Genomic DNA, 20,722 nt, shown 5'->3' with positions numbered 1-20,722 from the left:
GTTTAGCCCTCTTGCGTTAGCTGGCGCAGTTCGTGACCCAGCGCCAGATAGTGCTCAGGCTGGATAAGGTTCTGATCCATCAGGCAGGACAGATAGCCACTCCCCAGCAACACGGCGATGTACCGCTCTGTATAGGGGCGCTCGGCGTTCTGCGCTGTCTCGAAGTAGCCAAGCAAGGTGCCTTGCTGGAGGGTGTTTAGAAGTAGGGAAGCTTTCATGGTTAAGCCCTCGTCAGATCGAGGTTTGAGCTGTCATCTAGCAAAGAGATGAATACGAACTCGGGTTCACCTTTCGAGCGTATGTGATGCTTCTTGCCGAATAGGGCGCTGTTAAAGGCTACGCGGTCAGCCTCATAGCGTTCGTAATCGGAATGACGGCCTACTTCCTGCTCCATAGCCCACTGGGGAAGCTCGCCTCTAATCCGCATCTCATGAAGAAAAGTCCACCAGCGAGACGAATGTTCACGCTCGGCCTCAATTAAAACGGCTAGTGCCTTGCGCTGGTCGTCTGTCAGGGTAAGTAGGGCTTTATCTATAGCAATGTCGGAATAGCTCATTGCACACCTCCCACTTCCAGGCTGCGGGCTTTAGCCATATGAGAGTTATAACGTTTCAGGCGTACGGATAAGCTGGAGTTAGCGTGCAGGGCGGCAAAAGCCATTGCTTTATAAGCAGCGGCACGTGCTTTGGACGGATTTAGGGTAAGGGTATAACGCATGGGTGTAGCTCCTTTGTCGATGGAGCTGCCACCGTCCTTCCTACGGGATATGGTGGCAGCTGTGCACGGGGTAGGAATACTGGGGACAAAGGAACCCAGCCAGGCCGAAGCCTGCCCGCACACAGCTGCCATAACACGGGACTGCGAACAGAAAAAAAGCGCTCGCAATCGTGATCTGGGCGCTGTTGCGCCTTTGTCTTTTCCCGGGTTCCTACGCCCGTTCGCTGAATTTGCAGCGACAGGCCGACAATACATCTGGAAACGTACGGATGCAATAGTCATCAATGCAAACCCTCCGGCGCGTCGTGCATTTCCAGACGAGAGCCATCAATCAGGGCGATGAGCGTGTTACGGCTTAGCCCTTTGGCCTGTAGGATCGTCGCCAGACTCATAAAGCAGGCAAGTACTACTACCGAAGCTGGGTTATCTGTCTTTTGCGATTGGGCTGTGATAAGCGGCAGCAGAGTGTTAAGAATGAACGGCTCGTGAGTTTCGATACTGCAGAGGCTATAATCGTCCTGCATGTTTTCAAGGCCGCTTTGCTTCTCTCCGGGGGCGAGCGGCTTTTTCATGCTGCATCCCTCGCCGCTAGCTTCGATTGCTGCCAAGCGGCAATTTCCGATGCCACAAAAAATGCTCTGGCTGAACGGGCTTCGCCATCCTTTACCGTGCGAGGAAAAGATGGGTCACTTGCCATGAGTTTGTAGACTCCTGAACGCGACTTACGCAGTAGTCCACAGACCTCTGTAAAAGTGAGCAGTTGGGAGAGTTGAGCAGCTTGGCGATGAATATCTTGAAGAGTGGTGGCTTGCATTGTGATGTACCTGCTTGATTTGCGGTACACCCCATTATTCACACAGAAAGTGCCATTGGAAGGCCCGGGATAGGCCCTCATTTTGTCCAATCTAGGTGGTGCTACGTTTGAGCCAAGCGTTTATTGCATCACGAGCACGCTTTTGGGTTCCCGGTACACCATGGACTTTCGCGCTTATAAGTATCTCTGCTGCTAAGCCAGCAAGCTTTAATTTTCCTAGCGAGCCTCCAGTCTGATTTTCAAGAAGACCAGCCACATCGGATAAGAGAGCATGCTCAAGACTGTTAGCTTTGTCGCCAGGCCGGCCTTTTGCAGGCTCAAATTCTTTAGCTGCATGCTGAAGGATGACCTCTAAGCGAGTTAGGTCTCGTTTCAAGCTTCGCTCGTACTCAAAATAACTAACATCCCATGCTTTCCACATGGATGTGGAAATAACGGCTTCTGCATTAGCAGGAATCAAATTCAACCCTTCTCTTAGGTTTCGGGCTTGTTTGGCCAGCTCATTAAGATGAGCAATAGTTACCGAAACTTGAGGTTCGGTATCGTAAAATTTACGGAAGTTTCGATATCTGCCCAGTAGGCGTCTGATTTTCTCTTCAAGATCTGCAGTATCGCCAGGCAATGACCGGATGAGCCGTTCGGCCTCAGCTGTTAAGCTTTCGTCTACCGCTCCGCCTGTATATTGCGGTGCAATCTTCTTCATGCTCGCAGCTCCACCACATTACCGGCTGCCAGCTTGTCTAGGTGGTCGGCATACCATTGCATCATGACGGCACGCTGCTCCAGGTACTGAGCCTTGTTGTAAACGCCTGATACGCCATCCTCTACATGCGATAGCTGCATCTCGACGTGATCTTTAGGGAAGCCATGCTCCCTTAGCGCAGTGCTGGCGATATGGCGAAAGCCATGGCCTGTTTGTCGTCCCTCATAGCCCATCCGGCGCAGCGCCATATTGAAAACCATATTGCTTCTAGGCTGTGTACGATCATTTCTGCCAGGAAAGAGCAGGGGATAGCGCCCGGTATAGACGTGCAGTTCCTGTAATGCCTCAATGGCTTGGCGAGAGAGCGGGACGGTATGAGGGCGCCGTTTCTTCATCCGATCGGCAGGAATCGTCCAGAGCTTGGCGGAGAGATCGAACTCATCCCAGCGGGCTTCCCTTAACTCACTTGGGCGCACAGCCGTAAGGCACAGCAGGCGCAGCCCTAAGCGAACATCGGTGGCATGGGGATAGGTAAAGACGGCTCTCAATAGAGCTGGAAGCTCGGCAGGGGAGACGTGAGCATAGTTTTCTGCGGTCTTGGTCTGCAGGAATCGGCTCAAGCCTTCCAGCGGGTTATGCACAGCGCGGCCAGTCACGCGGGCCAAGTCATAGATCTCCTTACAGGAGCGGCGTACACGCTTTACCTGTTCGATGATGCCTTTACGCTCCATAACCCGGAAAAATTCCATCCACTCAACCGGCAGGATCTCTACATAGGGACGTTTGCCAAAGACAGGCAGGACATGAAGCTCAAGGGCGCCGATTGTTCTTGCTGCTGTGTTAGGTGCCCAGCCAGCCTTGCGAATATCTACCCACTCACGCATGAGTGATTCAAAGGTATTGGTAGCGGCCTGGAGTTCAGACGCTTTCCGGGCCTGCTTACTGATAAAAGGATTATTCCCTGCCGCTGCATCGGCTTGCAGTTCGGCGGATTTCTGGCGGGCTAGTGAGCCGCTTACTTCTGGATAACCACCCAGGCCAAGCCATGACCATTTGCCATCTGGCTTCTTGTAGCGAAGCTCCCAGGACTTTTGCCCGTTCTGCTTTACGCGGAAATACAAGCCTTTGCCATCCAGTTCACGGTATGCAACCGTTTCAGGCTCCAGACTGGCAAGGGTCGTGTCTGCCATGGGCCTTCGCTTGATTTCACTACGTTTCATGCGCTTGTATGCCGCTGGTTCGAATTTTATCCAAGCATACAAGCAGGCATACACGGCGGGGAAGGCTATACGGGAATATATGTAAGCATCCAGAAATAAGAAAACCCGCACAGGGCGGGCTTCTTGGGGTGTTTCGCTGCATGTAGGAACATGTGGAAACTAGTATCTGGCGCATCCGGCGGGATTCGAACCCACGACCCCTGCCTTCGGAGGGCAGTACTCTATCCAGCTGAGCTACGGATGCGTTACGAGGGCGACATGATACGCATCTCTAGGCGAGACGTCCATGCCCTGTTTCGCGTTCGTGTTTCCAAGCAAAATCAGCGGGTTGGCTTCGTAGCTTCTCTAACGGTTTATTTCTTCTATAACGCAGCATGCGTTGTTTTTATCGAACACATATTGCGCTTATGTTAGCGGAAGCCTAGCATGCGTTTGAGATTTTGAACGCTTGCCGCTTCGCTTTGGCAGACGTTCGCTGTGTCATCCATCGGCCCGTCCGGCGATGGGCCGTGTTCCGCTGTATACCGCCAATCATTGCCTTTCCATAACCCTTTGAATTCAGGGTGAGGGATGGTTATCGATTCGCGATAAAAGAGTTGAACGGAAAGCGCTGTTGCCTTTCCCATTCAGAATATTGTCAGCGGGGCTTAATAAAGTGGCCCCGTCGACCTGAAATCTCTTCGAGGAGACCTTCATGCAATTGAAAGATGCTTCACTGTTCCGACAGCAGGCTTACATTGATGGAGCCTGGATGGATGCCGACGGCGGCCAGACGATCAACGTAGGCAACCCGGCCACGGGCGAAACCCTGGGAACAGTACCAAAGATGGGCCGCGCGGAAACCAAGCGCGCCATCGAGGCAGCCGAGCGCGCCCTGCCGGCCTGGCGTGATCTGACGGCCAAGGAGCGTTCGCAGAAGCTGCGTCGCTGGTTTGAGCTGATGATCGAGAACCAGGACGACCTGGGTCGCCTGATGACATTGGAGCAGGGCAAGCCACTGGCCGAGGCCAAGGGCGAGATCACTTATGCCGCATCCTTTATTGAGTGGTTTGCTGAAGAAGCCAAGCGTGTTTATGGCGATACCATCCCCGGCCATCAGGCGGACAAGCGTATTATTGTTATCAAGCAGCCGATTGGTGTAACAGCAGCGATCACGCCCTGGAACTTCCCGGCAGCCATGATCACCCGTAAAGCCGGCCCTGCCCTGGCAGCCGGTTGCACCATGGTCATCAAACCTGCCAGCCAGACGCCATTCACCGCGCTGGCCATGGCCGAGCTGGCCGAGCGTGCCGGTATTCCGAAAGGGGTGCTGAGCGTGGTCACAGGCAGCGCGTCCGAAATCGGCGCCGAGCTGACCAGCAACCCGACTGTTCGCAAGCTGTCCTTCACTGGCTCTACCGAGATTGGAGCCAAGCTGATGGAGCAATGCTCCCCAGGCATTAAGAAGGTGTCTCTGGAGCTGGGTGGCAACGCACCGTTCATCGTGTTTGATGATGCCGATTTGGATGCCGCCGTTCAGGGCGCGCTCATCTCCAAGTACCGCAACGCCGGCCAGACGTGTGTCTGCGTCAACCGTATTTATGTACAGGATGGCGTGTACGACGCGTTTGCCGAGAAATTCAAGGCAGCGGTCGAGAAGCTCAAAGTGGGCAATGGCTTGGAAGAGGGCGTAGCCATTGGCCCGCTCATCGACGACAAGGCGGCTGCCAAGGTTAAGGAGCACATCGAGGACGCTGTGTCCCACGGTGCCCAGGTGATCACAGGCGGCAAGGCTCACCAGCTGGGCGGCAGCTACTTTGAGCCGACCATCATGATTAACGTACCGGCAGACGCCAAAGTCTCGAAGGAAGAAACCTTCGGCCCGCTGGCTCCGCTGTTCCGCTTCAAGACGGAAGAAGAAGCCATTGCCCGCGCGAACGATACCGAGTTCGGTCTGGCCGCGTACTTCTATGCCCGCGACCTGTCCCGCGTCTTCCGTGTGGCTGAGGCGCTGGAGTCTGGCATGGTAGGTATCAACACCGGCCTGATCTCTACCGAAGTGGCACCGTTCGGTGGCGTGAAGTCGTCCGGCCTGGGCCGTGAAGGCTCCAAGTACGGTATGGAAGACTATCTGGAAATCAAATACCTCTGCCTGGGTGTTTGATCGCCACGGCGTCTGGTTAACAGACGTTGATGGCTATCGGACCCCGTTTGGCCCAAGGCCAGACCAGTTTTGGTAGCCGTCTTGTGGTTCCCTCGCTCAGGGTGTCATCGCCTTGAGCGAGCCGTTGGTAACGCACTACCTCCGGCGAGTGGCTGGCGTTGTTGGCAGTCGATCATCGTATGCTGCCCTGCGACCGGTGCTCGCTTTTACTCCCTATCTGGCTGACGATGAGCAGCTCAAGAGGACACCATGACTGATACAAACGCTTCCCTGATGCATCGCCGTAACGCCGCTGTACCCCGTGGCGTTGGGCAGACTCACCCGATCTTTGTCGACCGCGCCGAGAATGCCAAGGTGTGGGACGTCGAAGGTAACGAATACCTGGATTTTGCTGGCGGTATCGCTGTGCTGAACACCGGCCACCTGCATCCCAAAGTTGTAGCGGCCGTACAGGAGCAGCTGAAGAAGGTGTCCCATACCTGCTTCCAGGTACTAGCGTATGAGCCCTATGTCGCCCTTTGCGAAAAGCTCAACCAGCTGGTGCCAGGCAACTTCCCCAAAAAGACTGCACTGTTCAACTCAGGCTCTGAAGCCGTTGAAAATGCGGTGAAGATCGCCCGTGCAGCCACTCAACGCGCCGGTGTCATCGCGTTTACCAGCGCCTACCACGGCCGTACCATGATGACTCTGTCGCTTACCGGCAAGGTCGCTCCTTACTCGGCTGGCATGGGGCTGATGCCGGGCGGTGTATTCCGTGCCCTGTACCCTTGTGAGCTGCATGGCATCACCGTGGACGACGCCATCGCCAGCGTGGAGCGTGTATTCAAGAACGACGCACAGCCGGGTGATATCGCAGCGATCATTCTTGAGCCGGTGCAGGGCGAGGGTGGTTTCTATGCAGCACCGAAAGAATTCATGGTTCGCTTGCGTAAGCTGTGCGACGACCATGGCATTCTGCTGATTGCCGATGAGGTTCAATCGGGTGCTGGCCGTACCGGTACTTTCTTCGCGATGGAGCAGATGGGCGTTGATGCTGATCTGGTCACCTTTGCCAAGTCTATCGCGGGTGGCTTCCCGCTATCGGGGGTTACGGGCCGTGCAACCGTAATGGACTCTGTTGGCGCTGGCGGCCTGGGCGGTACCTATGCCGGTAATCCGCTGGCGTGTGCGGCGGCACTGGCCGTCATCGAGGCCTTCGAGGAAGAAAAACTGCTGGACCGTTCCAAGGCTGTGGGCGAGCAGCTGACAGCAGGCCTCAAGGCCATTGCTGCCAAGCACAAGGCAATTGTCGATGTGCGTGGCCTGGGTGCCATGATTGCGGTCGAGCTGGGTGAGGACGGTGACGTCCACAAGCCCAACGGTGCACTGGCCAGCCAGATAGTGGTTCGTGCCCGTGAAAAGAACCTGATCATGCTCAGCTGCGGCACCTACGGGAACGTACTGCGCATCCTGGTTCCGCTGACTGTCAGCGATGAAGACCTGCAGCGTGGTATTAGCATTATCGGCGAATGCTTCGACGAACTGGCCTGATCTGCAGCATGACAAGAACCGCCGCTTTCGCGGCGGTTTTTTATTGTCTGGAAAAAAAGTTGTCTGACGATTTAAGGCGCTGATTTAGAGCCTTTAGGCCGCTTTGTGAGGCATTCTGCAGCCTTTTCCTTGCAAGTCATACGATGACTTGTCTAGAGTCTGTCTTTCCTCTTCGAATGCTCCTGTGCTGTATGCAGCACGAGCGGCCAATGTGGGCGTTGCTGTCGGGAGGATGACAGGCCCGTCGCCACGTTTCGGCAGGCTATCCATAATAAGAACAAGGAGTTATGCCCCCATGGCTGATCAACAGCAGCATGGCGCTACGGCTGACGATACCCGTAGGCGCTTTCTCAAAACATCGCTCGTCCTTTCGGCTGCATCTGTAACCCTGGGCCGCTTCAGTCTTGCAGAAGCCGCAAGCCCCGAACCGCTCAGTGAGCGTTACCCGGATCCGCTGGTCCAGGTGCTGGATGAAAGCTTTCTTAAATACCGCATTTTCAACGCGAGCATTGAAAAGCTCGGCACCGGCATGCGCTGGCTCGAAGGGCCGGTCTGGTTTGGTGACGGTCGGTATCTGCTGGTTAGTGATATTCCCAATAACCGCATCATGCGGTGGGACGAGGTTACCGGTAGCCTGAGCGTTTTCCGTGATTCTTCCAATTACTCCAATGGCTTGTGCCGGGATCGTCAGGGCCGCCTGTTGATCTGCGAAGGGTCAACCACTACCCATGAAGGCCGCCGCATCACGCGGATGGAATACGACGGTCGCATCACTGTTCTGGCGGATCAGTTCGAAGGCAAGCGCTTCAACTCGCCGAACGATATTGCTGTGAAGCGTGACGACTCCATCTGGTTTACCGATCCACCGTTCCAGGCCGACAGTAACTATGAAGGGCATAAGGTCCAGACCGAGCTGCCGCATGGGGTTTACCGCATCGATGGCAAGACGGGAGCGGTCACGCGGGTGATCGATAATCTGGCAGGGCCCAATGGCCTGTGCTTCTCGCCAGATGAAAAGACCCTGTATGTGGTCGAGGGGCGTGCCAAGCCGAACCGGCTGGTCTGGGCCTATGTGGTCAACGATGACGGTACGTTAGGTGAGCGGCGCAAGCATATTGAAGGTGTAAATTACGGGGCACTGGACGGTATCAAGTGTGACGAAGACGGTAATCTCTGGTGTGGCTGGGGAAGCCCAGGTGTCCCGGAGGCTAAGCCGGAGGAGCTGGACGGCGTGATGGTCTTCAATCCGGCCGGCAAGGCGATCGGTCATATCCGTTTGCCGGAGCGCTGCCCGAATCTATGCTTCGGTGGCTTGAACGGTAACCGCCTCTTCATGGCGAGCAGCCACTCGCTTTATTCGCTGTATGTGAATACGCGCGGTGCGATCTATTTATAGCAGGCGATAAAAAAGCAGCCAGCCGGGCAACGGCTGACTGCTTTCATAGTAAGGATCAGCTGACGGTGGGGCGGAAATACAAGGCATCGCCTTTATGCAGGCCAATGAGGCTATCGTGATCCTTGATGACCTCCGCCTCGATCAGCTCATCCTGACCATTCACGCGTAGCGTCACCCGTGTGGTCGCGCCCAGCGGGCGAACATCACGGACTTCGGCAGGCTGATGCCCTGTGAGTGCCTCCCGGCTGATGGAGACTTCGTGGGGGCGGAACATGATCTCCGAGCCATTAACCTGCAAGCGGTTCGAGTCGCCCAGGAAATGGTAGACAAAGTCACTGGCAGGTTGCTCATACACCTCGCCCGGCGAGCCGATCTGCTGAATCACGCCCTTGTTCATGACCACGATACGATCCGCTACTTCCATGGCTTCTTCCTGGTCATGGGTGACGAAAACGGATGTCAGGTTGATTTCTTCATGCAGACGGGCCAGCCAGCGGCGCAGCTCTTTGCGTACCTTGGCGTCCAGCGCGCCGAAGGGCTCGTCGAGCAGCAGAATCTTCGGCTCTACCGCCAGCGCACGCGCCAGGGCGATCCGCTGACGTTGGCCGCCGGACAGCTGCTCAGGGTAGCGGTCGGCCAGCCAGTCCAGCTGAACCATGTTTAGAAGTTCATGGACCTTTTCGGCGATCACTTTCTCGCTGGGCCGTTCGCGCTTGGGCTTCATGCGCAGGCCAAACGCCACGTTGTCGAACACGGTCATGTGGCGGAACAGGGCGTAGTGCTGGAACACAAATCCTACGTTCCGATCCCGCACGTCACGGTCGGAGACATCTTCGCCATGAAAGACAATGTTGCCGTTGTCCGGTGTTTCCAGGCCGGCGATGATCCGGAGCAGGGTAGTCTTGCCGCAACCGGAAGGGCCTAGCAGTGCGACCAGTTCACCGCTCTGGATATCAAGGTTGATGTCATTCAAGGCCTGGAAAGCACCGAAGCGCTTGCTAACGTTACGGATTTCGATGCTCATCAATGCGTCTCCTGAGTGCTGTTCTGGTTGGCGAGGCGGCTTTCGCTCCACTGCTTGAGCAGCAGGGTCAGCAGGGCCAGGGCCAGCAGCAGCGAGGCCACGCTGAACGCGGCCACATGGTTGTATTCGTTATAAAGAATCTCGACATGCAGCGGCAGGGTGTTGGTTACGCCACGAATATGGCCGGATACGACCGATACCGCACCAAACTCACCCATGGCACGTGCGTTACACAGCAGCACGCCATAGATCAGGCCCCATTTGATGTTGGGCAGGGTGACATGCCAGAACATCTGCCAGCCGTTGGCACCCAGCAGCCGCGCGGCTTCCTCTTCCTGCGTGCCTTGCTCCTGCATCAACGGGATCAGTTCGCGGGCCACGAAAGGAAAGGTCACAAACAGGGTCGCCAGCACGATTCCGGGTACGGCAAAGATGATCTGAATATCATGATCCTGCAGCCACGGACCCAGCAGTCCTTGCGCGCCGAAGAGCAGCACATACACCAGACCGGCGATGACCGGCGAAACAGAGAAGGGCAGATCGATCAACGTAACCAGGATGCTCTTGCCACGAAACTCGTACTTGCTCACGCACCAGGCCGCCGCCACGCCAAATACCACGTTCAGTGGTAGCGATATACCGGTCGCAATGAGCGTCAGTTTCAGAGCCGACAAGGCATCCGGCTCGATGATGGCACTAAAGAACGTGCCGAACCCCTCTTTCAGAGCTCCCGACAGGACGATATACAAGGGCAGCAACAGGAACAGTGTAAATACGATCCAGGTAGCTGTGATCAGGATACGTCGCCCCCAGGGGCTGCCACGCCGAGCGGCACTGAGGGAGGATGGATTCGATGTATTCATGGTGTTCCCTCAAGGATGCTCGATGCGGCGCTGCAGCAGGTTGATGCCCAGCAGCAGGATGAACGACACCACTAGCATCATCACGCCAATGGCCGTGGCGCCGGTATAGTCGTATTGATCGAGCTTGACCATGATCAGCAGGGGCAGGATTTCAGTCTTCATCGGCATATTGCCGGCAATGAAGATAACCGAGCCGTACTCACCCACCCCGCGGGCGAAGGCCAGGGCGAAGCCGGTCAGCCACGCTGGAAGAATCGCCGGTAACAGAACATGACGAAACACCTGCAACGGCTTGGCGCCGAGGCAGGCTGCCGCTTCTTCAATTTCCTTGGGAATGTCCGCCAGCACAGGCTGCACGGTACGGACTACGAAAGGCAGCGTGACGAACACCAGCGCCAGGGTGATACCCAGCGGGGTGAACGCAATCTTGATGCCCAGCGGTTGGAGCAGGCTGCCAATAAGTCCGGCCGGAGCATACAGCGCCGTTAAAGCAATGCCGGCAACGGCCGTTGGCAACGCAAAGGGCAGATCGATCATGGCATCGATGATCTTGCGTCCGGGGAAGGTGTAGCGGACCAGTACCCAGGCCAGCAGTATCCCGATAACACTGTTGATAACAGCGGACGCAAACGCAGTGCCAAAGCTCAGGCGTAAGGCGGCCAGGACGCGCGGTGCGGTAATAATGGCCCAGAACTGGTCCCACGTAAGCTGGGCGGCATGGACAAACATGGCCCCCAACGGAATCAGCACAAGAAGGCTGAGGTAGACAATGGTGTAGCCCAGGGTCAATCCGAAGCCGGGTATGACTGGGGAAGTACGACGCGACATAGTGTGTCCTTAGTCAGGCCCGCAGACCTGGCAAAGGCCCCGGTTAGCCGGGGCCATTCTGTAGAGCTATCCTGGCATCAGTGGCCTTGGTAGATCTGGTCGAAAATTCCACCATCGTTAAAGAATTTGGGCTGCGCCGATTTCCAGCCGCCAAAGGCACCATCGATGGTTACCAGTTCAAGCTTCGGAAACTGCCGGGCAAACTCGGCAACCACCTTCTCGTTACGCGGACGGTAGAAGTTCTTCGCGGCAATGCGCTGACCTTCTTCGCTATACAGATACTGCAGGTAAGCCTCGGCAACCTTGCGTGTCCCCTTGCGATCGACCACCTTGTCCACTACGGCTACTGGCGGCTCAGCCAGGATGGACAGTGACGGTACGATGATCTCGAACTGATCGCCGCCTTGTTCCTTCTTGGCCAGAAAGGCTTCGTTCTCCCAGGCAATGAGCACATCGCCCAACTGGTTGTTCACGAATGTGATGGTCGAGCCACGTGCCCCGGTGTCCAATACAGGGACGTGCTTGTAGAGGTCTTGCACGTAAGCCTGTGCCTTCTCGTCAGTGCCGTACTGTTTCTTGGCCCAGGCCCAGGCTGCCAAAAAATTCCACCGAGCCCCGCCAGACGTTTTCGGATTGGGTGTAATGACTTCTACACCTTCTTTGGTCAGGTCGGCCCAGTCATGAATACCTTTCGGGTTACCCTTGCGCACCAAGAAAACAATAGTCGAAGTATAGGGCGTGCTGTTATCGGGAAGACGAGTCTGCCAATTATCTGGCAGCAGCTTGCCGATGCTGCTGATCTGGTCAATATCGCCTGCAAGGGCCAGCGTGACTACATCCGCCCGTAGCCCATCAATCACCGAGCGCCCCTGTTTGCCTGAACCGCCGTGCGAATTTTTGACGGTAACGCCTTCACCCGTTTCGCTTTTCCAGTGCTTGGCGAACGCCGCGTTGTACTCCTGGTACAGCTCACGTGTCGGGTCGTAAGACACATTCAACAGTTCCGTTGCGGCTGCGGCCGGCCCTGCAATCAATACGCTGGCCAGCGCGGCCAAAGCGAAACGGCGGATGAACATGAAACGGCTCCTTGTGACTTTTTATTTAGAGTTGGCTACTAGGATAGACGGTGGCATGGCACGAACGTCGCATAGACGTTCAAGCCTTATTATTGGAAGGTAGCTGTGGGCGAAACTTTTCCTTGCGTTCAATCTGCACAACCTGCCCGTTATGCACGGTGATCTCGACCGAGCCGAAGCGCAGGCCCTGCAGAGCGTTTTGAATATCGTGAAGAATGGTGTCGTTGTGGTTATCCAGACTACGAAAGGGCGTTGCGCTCATGGAGTCTTCCTGATCGTCATGTCGTGTTAACGGCGTGAGCGCATAGTGATGGAAATGGCTTATTTCTTAAAATACTATTTAGTGATTTTCTTATGCTTTAAGATTTTAAGAAGCCGAGCGGTGACATTATTCGTAGCAAAAGCATGAGTGGACATCTGTAAATACTCAGTAATAATGGGCGAACGCCTGTTCACTGAGCGTATTCATTCTTACCCCCTCTGAGGTAATGCCAGCACTATGTGGTACAACGGCTTGCTCGATCTTTCAGTGTGGCAACTGATTGCGGTTACGCTGGTGCTCACGCACATTACCATCGTAAGCGTCACGGTGTATCTGCACCGTTATTCCGCTCATCGCTCGCTGGATCTTCATCCCGCGCTCAAGCACTTTTTCCGTTTCTGGTTGTGGTTGACCACGGCCATGAACACCCGTGAATGGACTGCCATTCATCGTAAGCACCACGCCAAATGCGAAACCGAAGACGATCCTCACAGCCCGGTTTTCAAGGGACTCAGTACAGTCGTTCGTAAAGGCGCCGAACTCTATAAAGAGGAAGCCAAGAACGAAGAAACCTTGCGCATCTACGGCAAGAACTGCCCGGACGACTGGCTCGAGCGTAACGTATACAGCCGTTATCCCAACGGCGGCATTCTGCTCATGTTCCTTATCGACATCGCCTTGTTCGGTACGCTCGGACTAAGCGTCTGGGCTATCCAAATGGCCTGGATTCCTTTCTGGGCAGCCGGTGTGGTCAATGGCCTGGGTCATGCTGTGGGCTATCGCAATTTCGAGTGCCGCGACGCGGCTACCAACCTGATCCCTTGGGGCATCATCATTGGTGGCGAAGAGCTGCACAACAACCATCATACCTATCCGAACTCGGCCAAGCTGTCAGTTAAGAAGTGGGAGTTCGACATGGGCTGGGCCTGGATCAAGCTCTTTTCCTGGCTCAAGCTGGCAAAGGTCAATCGCGTGGCACCCATCGCGCATCGCGTGGAGGGGAAAGGGCTGCTCGATATGGATACGGCCATGGCGATTCTCAACAATCGCTTCCAGATCATGGCGCAATATCGAAAGCAGGTCATTGCTCCCCTGGTCAAGCAGGAGTGGCGCACGGCCGATCCAGCCAAGCGGCCGCTGATCCGCAGCGCAAAGCGGTTGCTGTCTCGTGAAACCAGTCTGCTCAAAGAGCGCCAACACGCTACAATTCAATCACTGCTCGAGCAAAGTCAGTCGCTCAAACTGATCTATGAGAAACGTTTGGCATTACAGCATATCTGGGTCAAGACCAGTGCCAACGGACATGACATGCTATCGGCCATGAAGGAGTGGATTGTCGAGGCGGAGACAAGTGGCATCCAATCCTTGAAGGAATTTGCAGAGCATCTGAAGACGTACTCACTGCGACCAGGAACGGCTTCAGCGCTTTCTTAAATAAACTTGAACAAAAGCCCGCCAAATGGCGGGCTTTTGTCTTTTCGGCAGCGGAACTGGAAACCCGAATGATGTTCTTATGCTGCTGGATTGATATAACGGCGACATTATGGACGAACAGCTGCTAGGTCCGCTTTCTGCGGATGAAACAATGCTCGCGTTACTGCATTCGCGTGCTGAGGCTGAGCGTCTGCGGGAACGTGAAAGACTCTTTAGCGCTCTGCTGGAAAGCGTTAATTCGGTTCTGTGGGCACTCAACTGGCAGACTGGTGAAATCATCTACGTAAGCCCTGCCTATGAGCAGGTATTTGGTCGGCCGATCGCCCTGGCCATGACCAGCTACGACGTCTGGATAAATAACGTCTACCCCGATGACGTCGAATATGTTCAGGAAACGCTTAACCAGGTGCTTCAGCAGGGCGCCATGGAATCCCGTGAATACCGCATTATTCGAGGGGATGGAGAAATTCGCTGGCTAAGCGACAAGTGCTTTGTCAGCCAGCGCAGCGAAGCCGGTATGCCGCTGCTGGTCGTCGGTATCGCCGAGGACATCACCGAGAAAAAGCGCATGGAGGAAGAACTCCAGCGCCTGGCGACAACTGACGTGCTTACGCGCAGCAGTAACCGACGTCACTTTTTCGAGAGCGCACAGCGTGCCTTTGAGTTGGCTAAAACGACCGCTGAGCCGCTGGCTTTTCTGCTTTTCGATATCGACGACTTCAAGAAGATCAACGACCGTTTCGGTCACCAGATGGGCGACCTGGTGCTTCAGCGTGTGGCTGAATGTGGAGCCCAAATGATCCGTCGGGGCGATCTGTTTGGCCGCATCGGTGGAGAAGAGTTTGCGCTGCTGCTACCGGGCTGTGATCGAGAGCTGGCGGAGCAAATCGGGGTACGCTTGCAACGAGCGGTACGCCAATTGATGGTGCCTACTCCCCAGGGCTCCTTGCGGGTCACGATCAGTCAGGGATTGGCCGTTCTCAAGGAAGACGACAAAGGGCTCGATGCCCTCTACGCTCGTGCTGACGAGGCCATGTACAAGGCCAAGCGGCAGGGTAAAGATCAGATCGTCCAGGGCTAGACGAAAACCCTTTTTACATTTAGTTTGCTCCCCTGCAAGGGAACCGGTCACTAATGACGGTTTTAATAGCTACATGAAATAAGACGGGGAAACCTTATTTCAAATAGCGTTAAAACGGTGTTGCTAGTGGTCTACGCTTAAGTTCTGAACTTATCGACCGATAAGTTCAGTAGCAACACAAAAATAGTTTGGAGCATCTATTTTCATGGGTAAGAAGCCTTTGGCTCTGGCTGTCGCCAGCGCTTGCTTGTCTCTGTATGCCTTTTCCTCCGCTCAAGCTGCTGGGTTCGTAGAAGACAGCAAGGCAACGCTTTCGATGCGGAACTTTTACATCAACACAGATAACCGCAATGGCGCCAATAATCCTTCCAAGGTGGAAGAGTGGGGCCAGGGTTTCATGCTTAACTATCAATCCGGCTTTACTGAAGGCACCGTTGGTTTTGGTGTCGATGCTGTTGGTATGTTGGGTTTGCGCCTGGATGGCGGCGGTCGTGTCGGTAAGTCCACGGCAGAGCGTCAGCCCAGTGCTAGCGGTAGCTTCCCTCTGGATACAGACGGTAGCTATGAAAATGAATTTAGCAGCTTGGGCCTGACTGCCAAAGCTAAGTTTTCCAAGACTGAACTGCGTTATGGCACGCTTTCTCCAAAGCTTCCGGTTGTAACTATTAACGATGGTCGCTTGCTGCCGCAAACCTTCCAGGGTGGTCAAATTACGTCCAAGGAAATTGATGGCGTAACGTTCATTGCTGGTCAGCTTGAACATACCAAGACTCGTGGCTCCAGCAGCAATGAAGAGTTTTCGATTGCTGGTTCCAACAGTGGCGTTACCGCTCGCGATTCCAATCAGTTCCGTTTCGCAGGTGCTGATTACGCTGTTACCAAAGACCTGACGCTGCAATACTATTTTGGTCAGCTGGAAGATTTCTACAACCAGCACTTCCTAGGTCTGGGCCACAGCGTTAAGCTAGGTGATGGTACCTTCAAGACTGACCTGCGCTACTTCAACAGCAAAGGTAACGGCAACAATAAAGATGCTGATACACAAACAGCTCTTTACGGCTCTACTGGCTACTACGGCAGCGGCCGTACCCGCGGCAAAGTAGATAACCAACTCTATAGCGCATTGTTTGCATACACCATTTCCGGTCACACAGTAGCTGCTGGCTACCAGATCACCAATGGTGACAGCGACTTCCCCTTCATCAATACGGGTGAGGGCGCTTCTGCATATATCAACACGGACTCCCAGATTGCTAAGTTTAACCGGGCTGGCGAAGACACTTGGCAGGTTCGCTATGCCTATGACTTCGCAACTGTTGGTGTACCAGGCCTGACGGCAGGTGTTACCTACCTGAACGCTGACAATGCCAGACACTCTACGGGTGACAAGAGCGAGTGGGAGCGTGATATCTCCGTTGCTTATGTTATTCCCCAAGGGACATTCAAGGGCTTGGGTCTAACATGGAAAAACGCCATGTATCGCTCTGAGTTCCTTAACCAGCGCGACCAAGACGAAAACCGTCTGATCGTCAGCTACTCGTTGCCGCTGCTCTAATAGAGCGGTTCGGAAAAAAGCCCGCCTTTATGGCGGGCTTTTTTGTACGTGCTCACGGCGGATACTGTATCGACAGGTGAGCGGCCTAAAAAGCGCTACTTGGCTAAAAGTGTTTTGCCCCAAAAGAGTGCATTGAAAGGTAGACGCTCCAGACGTTTGACTTTAGTTTTGCCGCCTCCGGCAGGAGGTAAGGCAGCCCATCCAATACCAACCTCTTGCTCTAAGCGTTGTAGCGCTCCGGCGCTGCAAGAAGTCGTTATTGCGTTGGAGCACACCTTGAATACCTCCCCTTTTGCCCTGGTGACTGCCATCGGGCTGCTTTCCTTGCATACGGCCGCACAAGCAGGCGGCTTTATTGAAGACAGCAAGGCTACGCTGTCCATGCGTAACTTCTACATCAACTCCGACTACCGAAGCGGCGGCAAGGCAACGGACCCTTCCAAGGTCGAGGAGTGGGGACAGGCGTTCATACTCAACTATCAGTCCGGGTTCACACAGGGGCCGGTAGGTTTTGGAGTAGACGCGATAGGTATGTTGGGTCTGAAACTGGACTCCGGCAGTCATATCGGCAAAGGCAGCCGCCAGCCAGGAACCATGTTTCCCCGCGAAAGCGATGGCGCTTCCACGGATGATTTCAGTAGCCTGGGATTGACCGCCAAGGTTCGTATGTCTAGGACTGAGCTGCGCTATGGCACGCTGATGCCCAAGCTCCCTGTGGTCAACTACAACGATGGGCGCCTGTTGCCGCAAACCTACGAGGGCGGGCAAATCACCTCGAAAGAGTTCGATAACCTCACATTGATTGCAGGCCAGATCGAACACGTCAAAGACCGTAACTCCAGCAACTATGAGTCGATTTCCATTGCCGGATCCAAAGCGGACAGCAACCAGTTTCGCTATGCGGGGGCTGATTACCAGCTCACCAAAAACCTGACGCTCCAGTATTACTATGGCAGTTTGGAAGACTTCTACAAACAGCACTTCCTGGGCGCGCTACATAGCCAGCCGCTAGGCTCTGGTGTGCTCAAAACGGATCTACGGTATTTCGACAGCCGTAGCGACGGCGCCAATGGGCATGAGCCTGCGTACTATGCCAACGGGTATTACGATGGCGGAAGTGCTGTGAAGGGCAAAATCGACAACCGCCTGTACAGTGCCATGTTCAGCTATAGCGTAGCGGGGCATACGCTGGGTGCGGGGTATCAGGGCTTGGAAGGTAACAGTGACTTCCCCTACCTTGAGCAAGGTAACGGCAAGACCCTGTACACCATCACCAATGCCCAGATTGGCAAGTTTATCCATGCGGGTGAGGATACCTGGCATGTCCGTTACGCGTACAACTTTGGAAACGTAGGTGTACAAGGGCTCAATGCCGGTGTTGCTTACTGGCATGGTGATAATGCCCGTTATCAAACAGGTGACAGAAGCGAATGGGAGCGTGATCTTACCGTGTCGTATACGGTGCCCAGAGGAGTCTTGAAGGGTGTGGGTCTTACGGTGAGAAATGCCATGTACCGGCCGGGCTTTCCCGGGCAGCGTGATCAGGATGAAACGCGCGTTATTATCAACTACTCCATTCCACTGCTCTGATGAGGTTGAGAGGCTTGTCGTTACACGGCAAGCCTTATCAAGCCTGGACCTGGCAGAAAAGAATTTTTCTGAATATTCAAGTCTTCCGGTGAAAAAGTGTTTTGCCTGAAATGATGGCACTTTGTTATGGACGAAACACTTTTTTACATTTAGTTTTGCGCCGCCGACAAGGGACGCGTCAGTGAACGGCCTTATCTTCCAGGGAGTGGAAACACAAGGCGTTATAAAGCCAACCTCGATCTACCCGCTCTCTTGCCGGCCTAGCCGTGCGGCCGTACGTGTGCCTTAACAGCCGCTCTTGTTGTTGTTAGTTGTGGAGCATCTTTTGAACGTAAAACCTCTCGCCGCAGCCATTGCTGCCGGCTGCCTTGGCCTGACCCTGAACAGCGCTGCCCATGCCGCGGGCTTTCTGGAAGACAGCAAGGCTACCCTTACGTTACGTAACTTCTATTTCAATCAGGATAACCGTGACTCGGCTGCGCCCAAGTCTGCTTCCAAGGCAGAGGAGTGGGGGCAGGCGTTCATGCTCAACTATCAATCCGGTTTCACCGAGGGTACGGTCGGCTTTGGCGTCGATGCCTTGGGCATGCTGGGTCTCAAGCTCGACTCGGGCAAGGGTACGCATGGGACTGATGCCAACAGTGTGTTCCCGGATAACGGGCACGGCACTGGCGTTGATAACTTTTCAACGCTGGGACTGACCGCCAAGGTTCGTATCTCCAAGACCGAGCTGCGTTACGGCACACTTATGCCAACGCTGCCGGTGGTGACCTACAATGACAGCCGCATGCTGCCACAGACCTTTGAAGGCGGCATGATCACCTCCAGGGAAATCGAAGGCCTGACCTTGAATGCCGGTCGCCTGGAGCATTCCAAGGCGCGTAACTCTTCAAACATGGACAGCCTGCGCATTCTCGGCGGCACCGAGCGCAGCAACACGTTCTACTTTGCGGGGGGTGACTACAAGCTGACCAAGGACCTGACGGTCAGCTACTACTACGCCAACCTTGAAGATTACTACAAGCAGCATTTCCTGGGTCTGGTGCATGACTGGCAGATCGGTCCGGGTGTGCTTAAGAGTGACCTGCGTTATTTCCACAGTACCGACGATGGTGCCAATGGACATAATCCGGACTACTACTCCAATGGCTACTACGGCAGCGGCGTAACCAAGGGCAAGGTCGATAACGATTTGTACAGCGGTCAGTTCCTGTACAGCGTGGCCGGCCATACCTTTGGCGGTGGCTATCAGGTCATCAACGGGGACAGTAACTTTCCCTTCCTGAACCAGGGAGATGGTGCTACGCCATACCTGATCACCTTCTCGCAGAATCAGAACTTTACGCGTGCCGGTGAGCGGACCTGGCTGGTGCGCTACGCGTATGACTTTTCCCAAGTGGGCGTGCCGGGGTTGACGGCAGGTGTGGTCTATCTGAAGGGAGACCATATCGAGGCGGCTGGCAGCAATCCGAGCGAGTGGGAGCGGGACTTTACCCTGGGTTATACCGTGCCTACCGGAACCTTGAAAGGGCTGGGCATTCAGTGGCGTAACGCGGTATGGCGTAACGATGTCGCCAACACCCGCGATCAGGATGAAAACCGTCTGATGCTGAGCTATTCGATTCCGCTGCTCTAAGACGTGAATAAGACCATCCTTTATGATGGTACGTAGACTGGAAAAGCCGCCTCCCTTTTGGGAAGGCGGCATTTTCTTTTTGCAGAAGGCTCTACGGGTTTAGCGAGAGAGCTGTTCCAGCACGGCCTTGGCCGCAGGCTCCGAAGAGGCGGGGTTTTGGCCTGTTATCAGATTACCTTCAGTCAGCACGTAAGGCGCCCAGTCAGCCCCTTTGCTGTACAGGCCGCCGTTGGCCTTGAGCATATCTTCCACGAGGAAGGGTACGACGTCGGTGAGTTGAACCGCTTCCTCTTCGGTATTGGTGAAACCGGTTACCTGCTTGCCCTTGACCAGAGGCTCACCGTCAGCAGTCTTGACCTTGGCCAGCACGCCGGGTGCATGGCAAACCAGGGCGGTGGGTTTGCCCATCGCATAAAAGGCTTCCAGCAGCGCAATGGAGTCCTGATCTTCAGACAGATCCCAGAGCGGCCCATGGCCTCCGGGATAGAAAACAGCGTCGTAATCATCCGCCTTGACGCTCGCGAGCGGCACGGTATTGGCGAGAGCCGCCTGTGCGTCGGGATCATTACGGAAGCGTTCTGTCGCCTCGGTGCGCGCCTCTGGCTCATCACTCTTGGGGTCCAGAGGCGGCTGGCCCCCTTTGGGTGACGCCAGGGTCAGCGTAGCGCCTGAGTCCTTGAATACATAATAAGGTGCCGCAAACTCTTCCAGCCAAAAGCCGGTCTTTTTACCGGTATTGCCTAGTTGGTCATGGGACGTCAGTACGAGAAGGATATTCATGTGATGGGTCCACCGATCCAGTTGCCGATAAGCTCCTTATGGAGCGCGGTAGGGGTATGGACAGCACATC

The 20,722-nt window shown here is 55.0% G+C and carries 21 protein-coding genes and 1 tRNA gene; 8 read left to right on the top strand and 14 right to left on the bottom strand.

Going from position 1 to position 20,722, the window contains the following annotated elements:
• Positions 1 to 2: 2 nt before the first annotated feature.
• The 8 genes from HMPREF1487_RS05875 to HMPREF1487_RS05845 form a co-directional block, all read right to left on the bottom strand.
• Entirely contained in the window at positions 3 to 218 is a 216-nt protein-coding gene (locus HMPREF1487_RS05875; RefSeq protein WP_010795690.1) for a hypothetical protein, read from the bottom strand.
• Positions 219 to 220: 2 nt separating this feature from the next.
• The gene (locus HMPREF1487_RS05870) at positions 221 to 556 is read right to left on the bottom strand and encodes a hypothetical protein (protein ID WP_010795689.1); all 336 of its coding nucleotides are present in this window, start codon (positions 554 to 556) and stop codon (positions 221 to 223) included.
• The gene (locus HMPREF1487_RS27885; RefSeq protein ID WP_010795688.1) at positions 553 to 717 is read right to left on the bottom strand and encodes a hypothetical protein; all 165 of its coding nucleotides are present in this window, start codon (positions 715 to 717) and stop codon (positions 553 to 555) included. The genes HMPREF1487_RS05870 and HMPREF1487_RS27885 overlap by 4 nt, the downstream gene beginning before the upstream one ends.
• A 281-nt stretch (positions 718 to 998) precedes the next feature.
• Positions 999 to 1,289 carry a hypothetical protein gene (locus tag HMPREF1487_RS05865; RefSeq protein ID WP_010795687.1) on the bottom strand — a complete coding sequence of 97 codons (291 nt, stop codon included), beginning with the start codon at positions 1,287 to 1,289 and terminating at the stop codon, positions 999 to 1,001.
• Positions 1,286 to 1,531, bottom strand: a complete 246-nt coding sequence (locus HMPREF1487_RS05860; RefSeq protein WP_112297905.1) for a helix-turn-helix transcriptional regulator — start codon at positions 1,529 to 1,531, stop codon at positions 1,286 to 1,288. Before HMPREF1487_RS05860 ends, HMPREF1487_RS05865 begins: the two co-directional genes overlap by 4 nt.
• 91 nt (positions 1,532 to 1,622) lie before the next feature.
• Positions 1,623 to 2,234: a hypothetical protein gene (locus HMPREF1487_RS05855; RefSeq protein ID WP_010795686.1), complete on the bottom strand. Its 612-nt coding sequence runs from the start codon at positions 2,232 to 2,234 to the stop codon at positions 1,623 to 1,625.
• A complete protein-coding gene (locus tag HMPREF1487_RS05850; protein ID WP_037029776.1) occupies positions 2,231 to 3,454 on the bottom strand; it encodes a tyrosine-type recombinase/integrase in 1,224 nt (407 codons plus the stop codon). Before HMPREF1487_RS05850 ends, HMPREF1487_RS05855 begins: the two co-directional genes overlap by 4 nt.
• A gap of 167 nt (positions 3,455 to 3,621) precedes the next feature.
• A tRNA-Arg gene (locus HMPREF1487_RS05845) sits at positions 3,622 to 3,698 on the bottom strand.
• A gap of 450 nt (positions 3,699 to 4,148) precedes the next feature.
• Between HMPREF1487_RS05845 and gabD the strand changes: the two genes are divergently transcribed.
• The 3 genes from gabD to HMPREF1487_RS05830 all read left to right on the top strand — a co-directional run bounded on the left by gabD (position 4,149) and on the right by HMPREF1487_RS05830 (position 8,523).
• Complete coding sequence (gabD, locus tag HMPREF1487_RS05840; protein WP_010795683.1) at positions 4,149 to 5,597, top strand: NADP-dependent succinate-semialdehyde dehydrogenase; 1,449 nt, start codon at positions 4,149 to 4,151, stop codon at positions 5,595 to 5,597.
• Positions 5,598 to 5,846: 249 nt separating this feature from the next.
• Complete coding sequence (gene gabT / locus HMPREF1487_RS05835) at positions 5,847 to 7,127, top strand: 4-aminobutyrate--2-oxoglutarate transaminase (RefSeq protein WP_010795682.1); 1,281 nt, start codon at positions 5,847 to 5,849, stop codon at positions 7,125 to 7,127.
• A gap of 295 nt (positions 7,128 to 7,422) precedes the next feature.
• The gene (locus tag HMPREF1487_RS05830; RefSeq protein WP_010795681.1) at positions 7,423 to 8,523 is read left to right on the top strand and encodes an SMP-30/gluconolactonase/LRE family protein; all 1,101 of its coding nucleotides are present in this window, start codon (positions 7,423 to 7,425) and stop codon (positions 8,521 to 8,523) included.
• A gap of 55 nt (positions 8,524 to 8,578) precedes the next feature.
• On the opposite strand, the gene HMPREF1487_RS05825 is transcribed toward HMPREF1487_RS05830, so the two are convergent.
• The 5 genes from HMPREF1487_RS05825 to oscA all read right to left on the bottom strand — a co-directional run bounded on the left by HMPREF1487_RS05825 (position 8,579) and on the right by oscA (position 12,576).
• Entirely contained in the window at positions 8,579 to 9,547 is a 969-nt protein-coding gene (locus tag HMPREF1487_RS05825) for a sulfate/molybdate ABC transporter ATP-binding protein (RefSeq protein ID WP_010795680.1), read from the bottom strand.
• A complete protein-coding gene (cysW, locus tag HMPREF1487_RS05820; protein ID WP_010795679.1) occupies positions 9,547 to 10,410 on the bottom strand; it encodes a sulfate ABC transporter permease subunit CysW in 864 nt (287 codons plus the stop codon). Before cysW ends, HMPREF1487_RS05825 begins: the two co-directional genes overlap by 1 nt.
• A 9-nt stretch (positions 10,411 to 10,419) precedes the next feature.
• On the bottom strand, positions 10,420 to 11,238 hold the full coding sequence (cysT, locus tag HMPREF1487_RS05815) for a sulfate ABC transporter permease subunit CysT (protein ID WP_010795678.1): 819 nt from the start codon (positions 11,236 to 11,238) through the stop codon (positions 10,420 to 10,422).
• 77 nt (positions 11,239 to 11,315) lie between these two features.
• On the bottom strand, positions 11,316 to 12,314 hold the full coding sequence (locus HMPREF1487_RS05810) for a sulfate ABC transporter substrate-binding protein (RefSeq protein ID WP_010795677.1): 999 nt from the start codon (positions 12,312 to 12,314) through the stop codon (positions 11,316 to 11,318).
• A 79-nt stretch (positions 12,315 to 12,393) separates the two neighbouring features.
• Complete coding sequence (gene oscA / locus HMPREF1487_RS05805; RefSeq protein ID WP_010795676.1) at positions 12,394 to 12,576, bottom strand: sulfur starvation response protein OscA; 183 nt, start codon at positions 12,574 to 12,576, stop codon at positions 12,394 to 12,396.
• Between the two features lie 237 nt (positions 12,577 to 12,813).
• On the opposite strand from oscA, the gene desA reads away from it, so the two are divergent.
• The 5 genes from desA to HMPREF1487_RS05780 all read left to right on the top strand — a co-directional run bounded on the left by desA (position 12,814) and on the right by HMPREF1487_RS05780 (position 19,872).
• Entirely contained in the window at positions 12,814 to 14,010 is a 1,197-nt protein-coding gene (desA, locus tag HMPREF1487_RS05800; RefSeq protein ID WP_010795675.1) for a delta-9 fatty acid desaturase DesA, read from the top strand.
• A 109-nt stretch (positions 14,011 to 14,119) separates the two neighbouring features.
• Entirely contained in the window at positions 14,120 to 15,091 is a 972-nt protein-coding gene (locus HMPREF1487_RS05795; RefSeq protein ID WP_010795674.1) for a sensor domain-containing diguanylate cyclase, read from the top strand.
• A gap of 205 nt (positions 15,092 to 15,296) precedes the next feature.
• Entirely contained in the window at positions 15,297 to 16,646 is a 1,350-nt protein-coding gene (locus HMPREF1487_RS05790; RefSeq protein ID WP_010795673.1) for an OprD family porin, read from the top strand.
• 276 nt (positions 16,647 to 16,922) lie between these two features.
• A complete protein-coding gene (locus HMPREF1487_RS05785) occupies positions 16,923 to 18,236 on the top strand; it encodes an OprD family porin (RefSeq protein WP_010795672.1) in 1,314 nt (437 codons plus the stop codon).
• Positions 18,237 to 18,561: 325 nt separating this feature from the next.
• Positions 18,562 to 19,872 (top strand): OprD family porin, encoded by a 1,311-nt coding sequence (locus HMPREF1487_RS05780; RefSeq protein WP_010795671.1) that lies wholly within the window; start codon positions 18,562 to 18,564, stop codon positions 19,870 to 19,872.
• 99 nt (positions 19,873 to 19,971) lie between these two features.
• Here HMPREF1487_RS05780 and HMPREF1487_RS05775 read toward each other — a convergent pair whose 3' ends face one another.
• A complete protein-coding gene (locus HMPREF1487_RS05775) occupies positions 19,972 to 20,652 on the bottom strand; it encodes a type 1 glutamine amidotransferase domain-containing protein (protein WP_010795670.1) in 681 nt (226 codons plus the stop codon).
• Between the last annotated feature and the right edge of the window lie 70 nt (positions 20,653 to 20,722).

This window comes from Pseudomonas sp. HPB0071, assembly GCF_000478505.2.
Classification (GTDB): Bacteria; Pseudomonadota; Gammaproteobacteria; order Pseudomonadales; family Pseudomonadaceae; genus Chryseomonas; species Chryseomonas luteola.
Note: the sequence above shows the minus strand (reverse complement) of the source record. Positions and strands in the feature narration are given on the sequence as shown.

What these genes read in the sequence shown, in the direction of transcription:
- HMPREF1487_RS05875 (WP_010795690.1), bottom strand. Translation starts at nt 218, where the DNA reads ATGAAAGCTTCCCTACTTCTAAACACCCTCCAGCAAGGCACCTTGCTT.
- HMPREF1487_RS05870 (WP_010795689.1), bottom strand. Translation starts at nt 556, where the DNA reads ATGAGCTATTCCGACATTGCTATAGATAAAGCCCTACTTACCCTGACA.
- HMPREF1487_RS27885 (WP_010795688.1), bottom strand. Translation starts at nt 717, where the DNA reads ATGCGTTATACCCTTACCCTAAATCCGTCCAAAGCACGTGCCGCTGCT.
- HMPREF1487_RS05865 (WP_010795687.1), bottom strand. Translation starts at nt 1,289, where the DNA reads ATGAAAAAGCCGCTCGCCCCCGGAGAGAAGCAAAGCGGCCTTGAAAAC.
- HMPREF1487_RS05860 (WP_112297905.1), bottom strand. Translation starts at nt 1,531, where the DNA reads ATGCAAGCCACCACTCTTCAAGATATTCATCGCCAAGCTGCTCAACTC.
- HMPREF1487_RS05855 (WP_010795686.1), bottom strand. Translation starts at nt 2,234, where the DNA reads ATGAAGAAGATTGCACCGCAATATACAGGCGGAGCGGTAGACGAAAGC.
- HMPREF1487_RS05850 (WP_037029776.1), bottom strand. Translation starts at nt 3,454, where the DNA reads ATGAAACGTAGTGAAATCAAGCGAAGGCCCATGGCAGACACGACCCTT.
- gabD (WP_010795683.1), top strand. Translation starts at nt 4,149, where the DNA reads ATGCAATTGAAAGATGCTTCACTGTTCCGACAGCAGGCTTACATTGAT.
- gabT (WP_010795682.1), top strand. Translation starts at nt 5,847, where the DNA reads ATGACTGATACAAACGCTTCCCTGATGCATCGCCGTAACGCCGCTGTA.
- HMPREF1487_RS05830 (WP_010795681.1), top strand. Translation starts at nt 7,423, where the DNA reads ATGGCTGATCAACAGCAGCATGGCGCTACGGCTGACGATACCCGTAGG.
- HMPREF1487_RS05825 (WP_010795680.1), bottom strand. Translation starts at nt 9,547, where the DNA reads ATGAGCATCGAAATCCGTAACGTTAGCAAGCGCTTCGGTGCTTTCCAG.
- cysW (WP_010795679.1), bottom strand. Translation starts at nt 10,410, where the DNA reads ATGAATACATCGAATCCATCCTCCCTCAGTGCCGCTCGGCGTGGCAGC.
- cysT (WP_010795678.1), bottom strand. Translation starts at nt 11,238, where the DNA reads ATGTCGCGTCGTACTTCCCCAGTCATACCCGGCTTCGGATTGACCCTG.
- HMPREF1487_RS05810 (WP_010795677.1), bottom strand. Translation starts at nt 12,314, where the DNA reads ATGTTCATCCGCCGTTTCGCTTTGGCCGCGCTGGCCAGCGTATTGATT.
- oscA (WP_010795676.1), bottom strand. Translation starts at nt 12,576, where the DNA reads ATGAGCGCAACGCCCTTTCGTAGTCTGGATAACCACAACGACACCATT.
- desA (WP_010795675.1), top strand. Translation starts at nt 12,814, where the DNA reads ATGTGGTACAACGGCTTGCTCGATCTTTCAGTGTGGCAACTGATTGCG.
- HMPREF1487_RS05795 (WP_010795674.1), top strand. Translation starts at nt 14,120, where the DNA reads ATGGACGAACAGCTGCTAGGTCCGCTTTCTGCGGATGAAACAATGCTC.
- HMPREF1487_RS05790 (WP_010795673.1), top strand. Translation starts at nt 15,297, where the DNA reads ATGGGTAAGAAGCCTTTGGCTCTGGCTGTCGCCAGCGCTTGCTTGTCT.
- HMPREF1487_RS05775 (WP_010795670.1), bottom strand. Translation starts at nt 20,652, where the DNA reads ATGAATATCCTTCTCGTACTGACGTCCCATGACCAACTAGGCAATACC.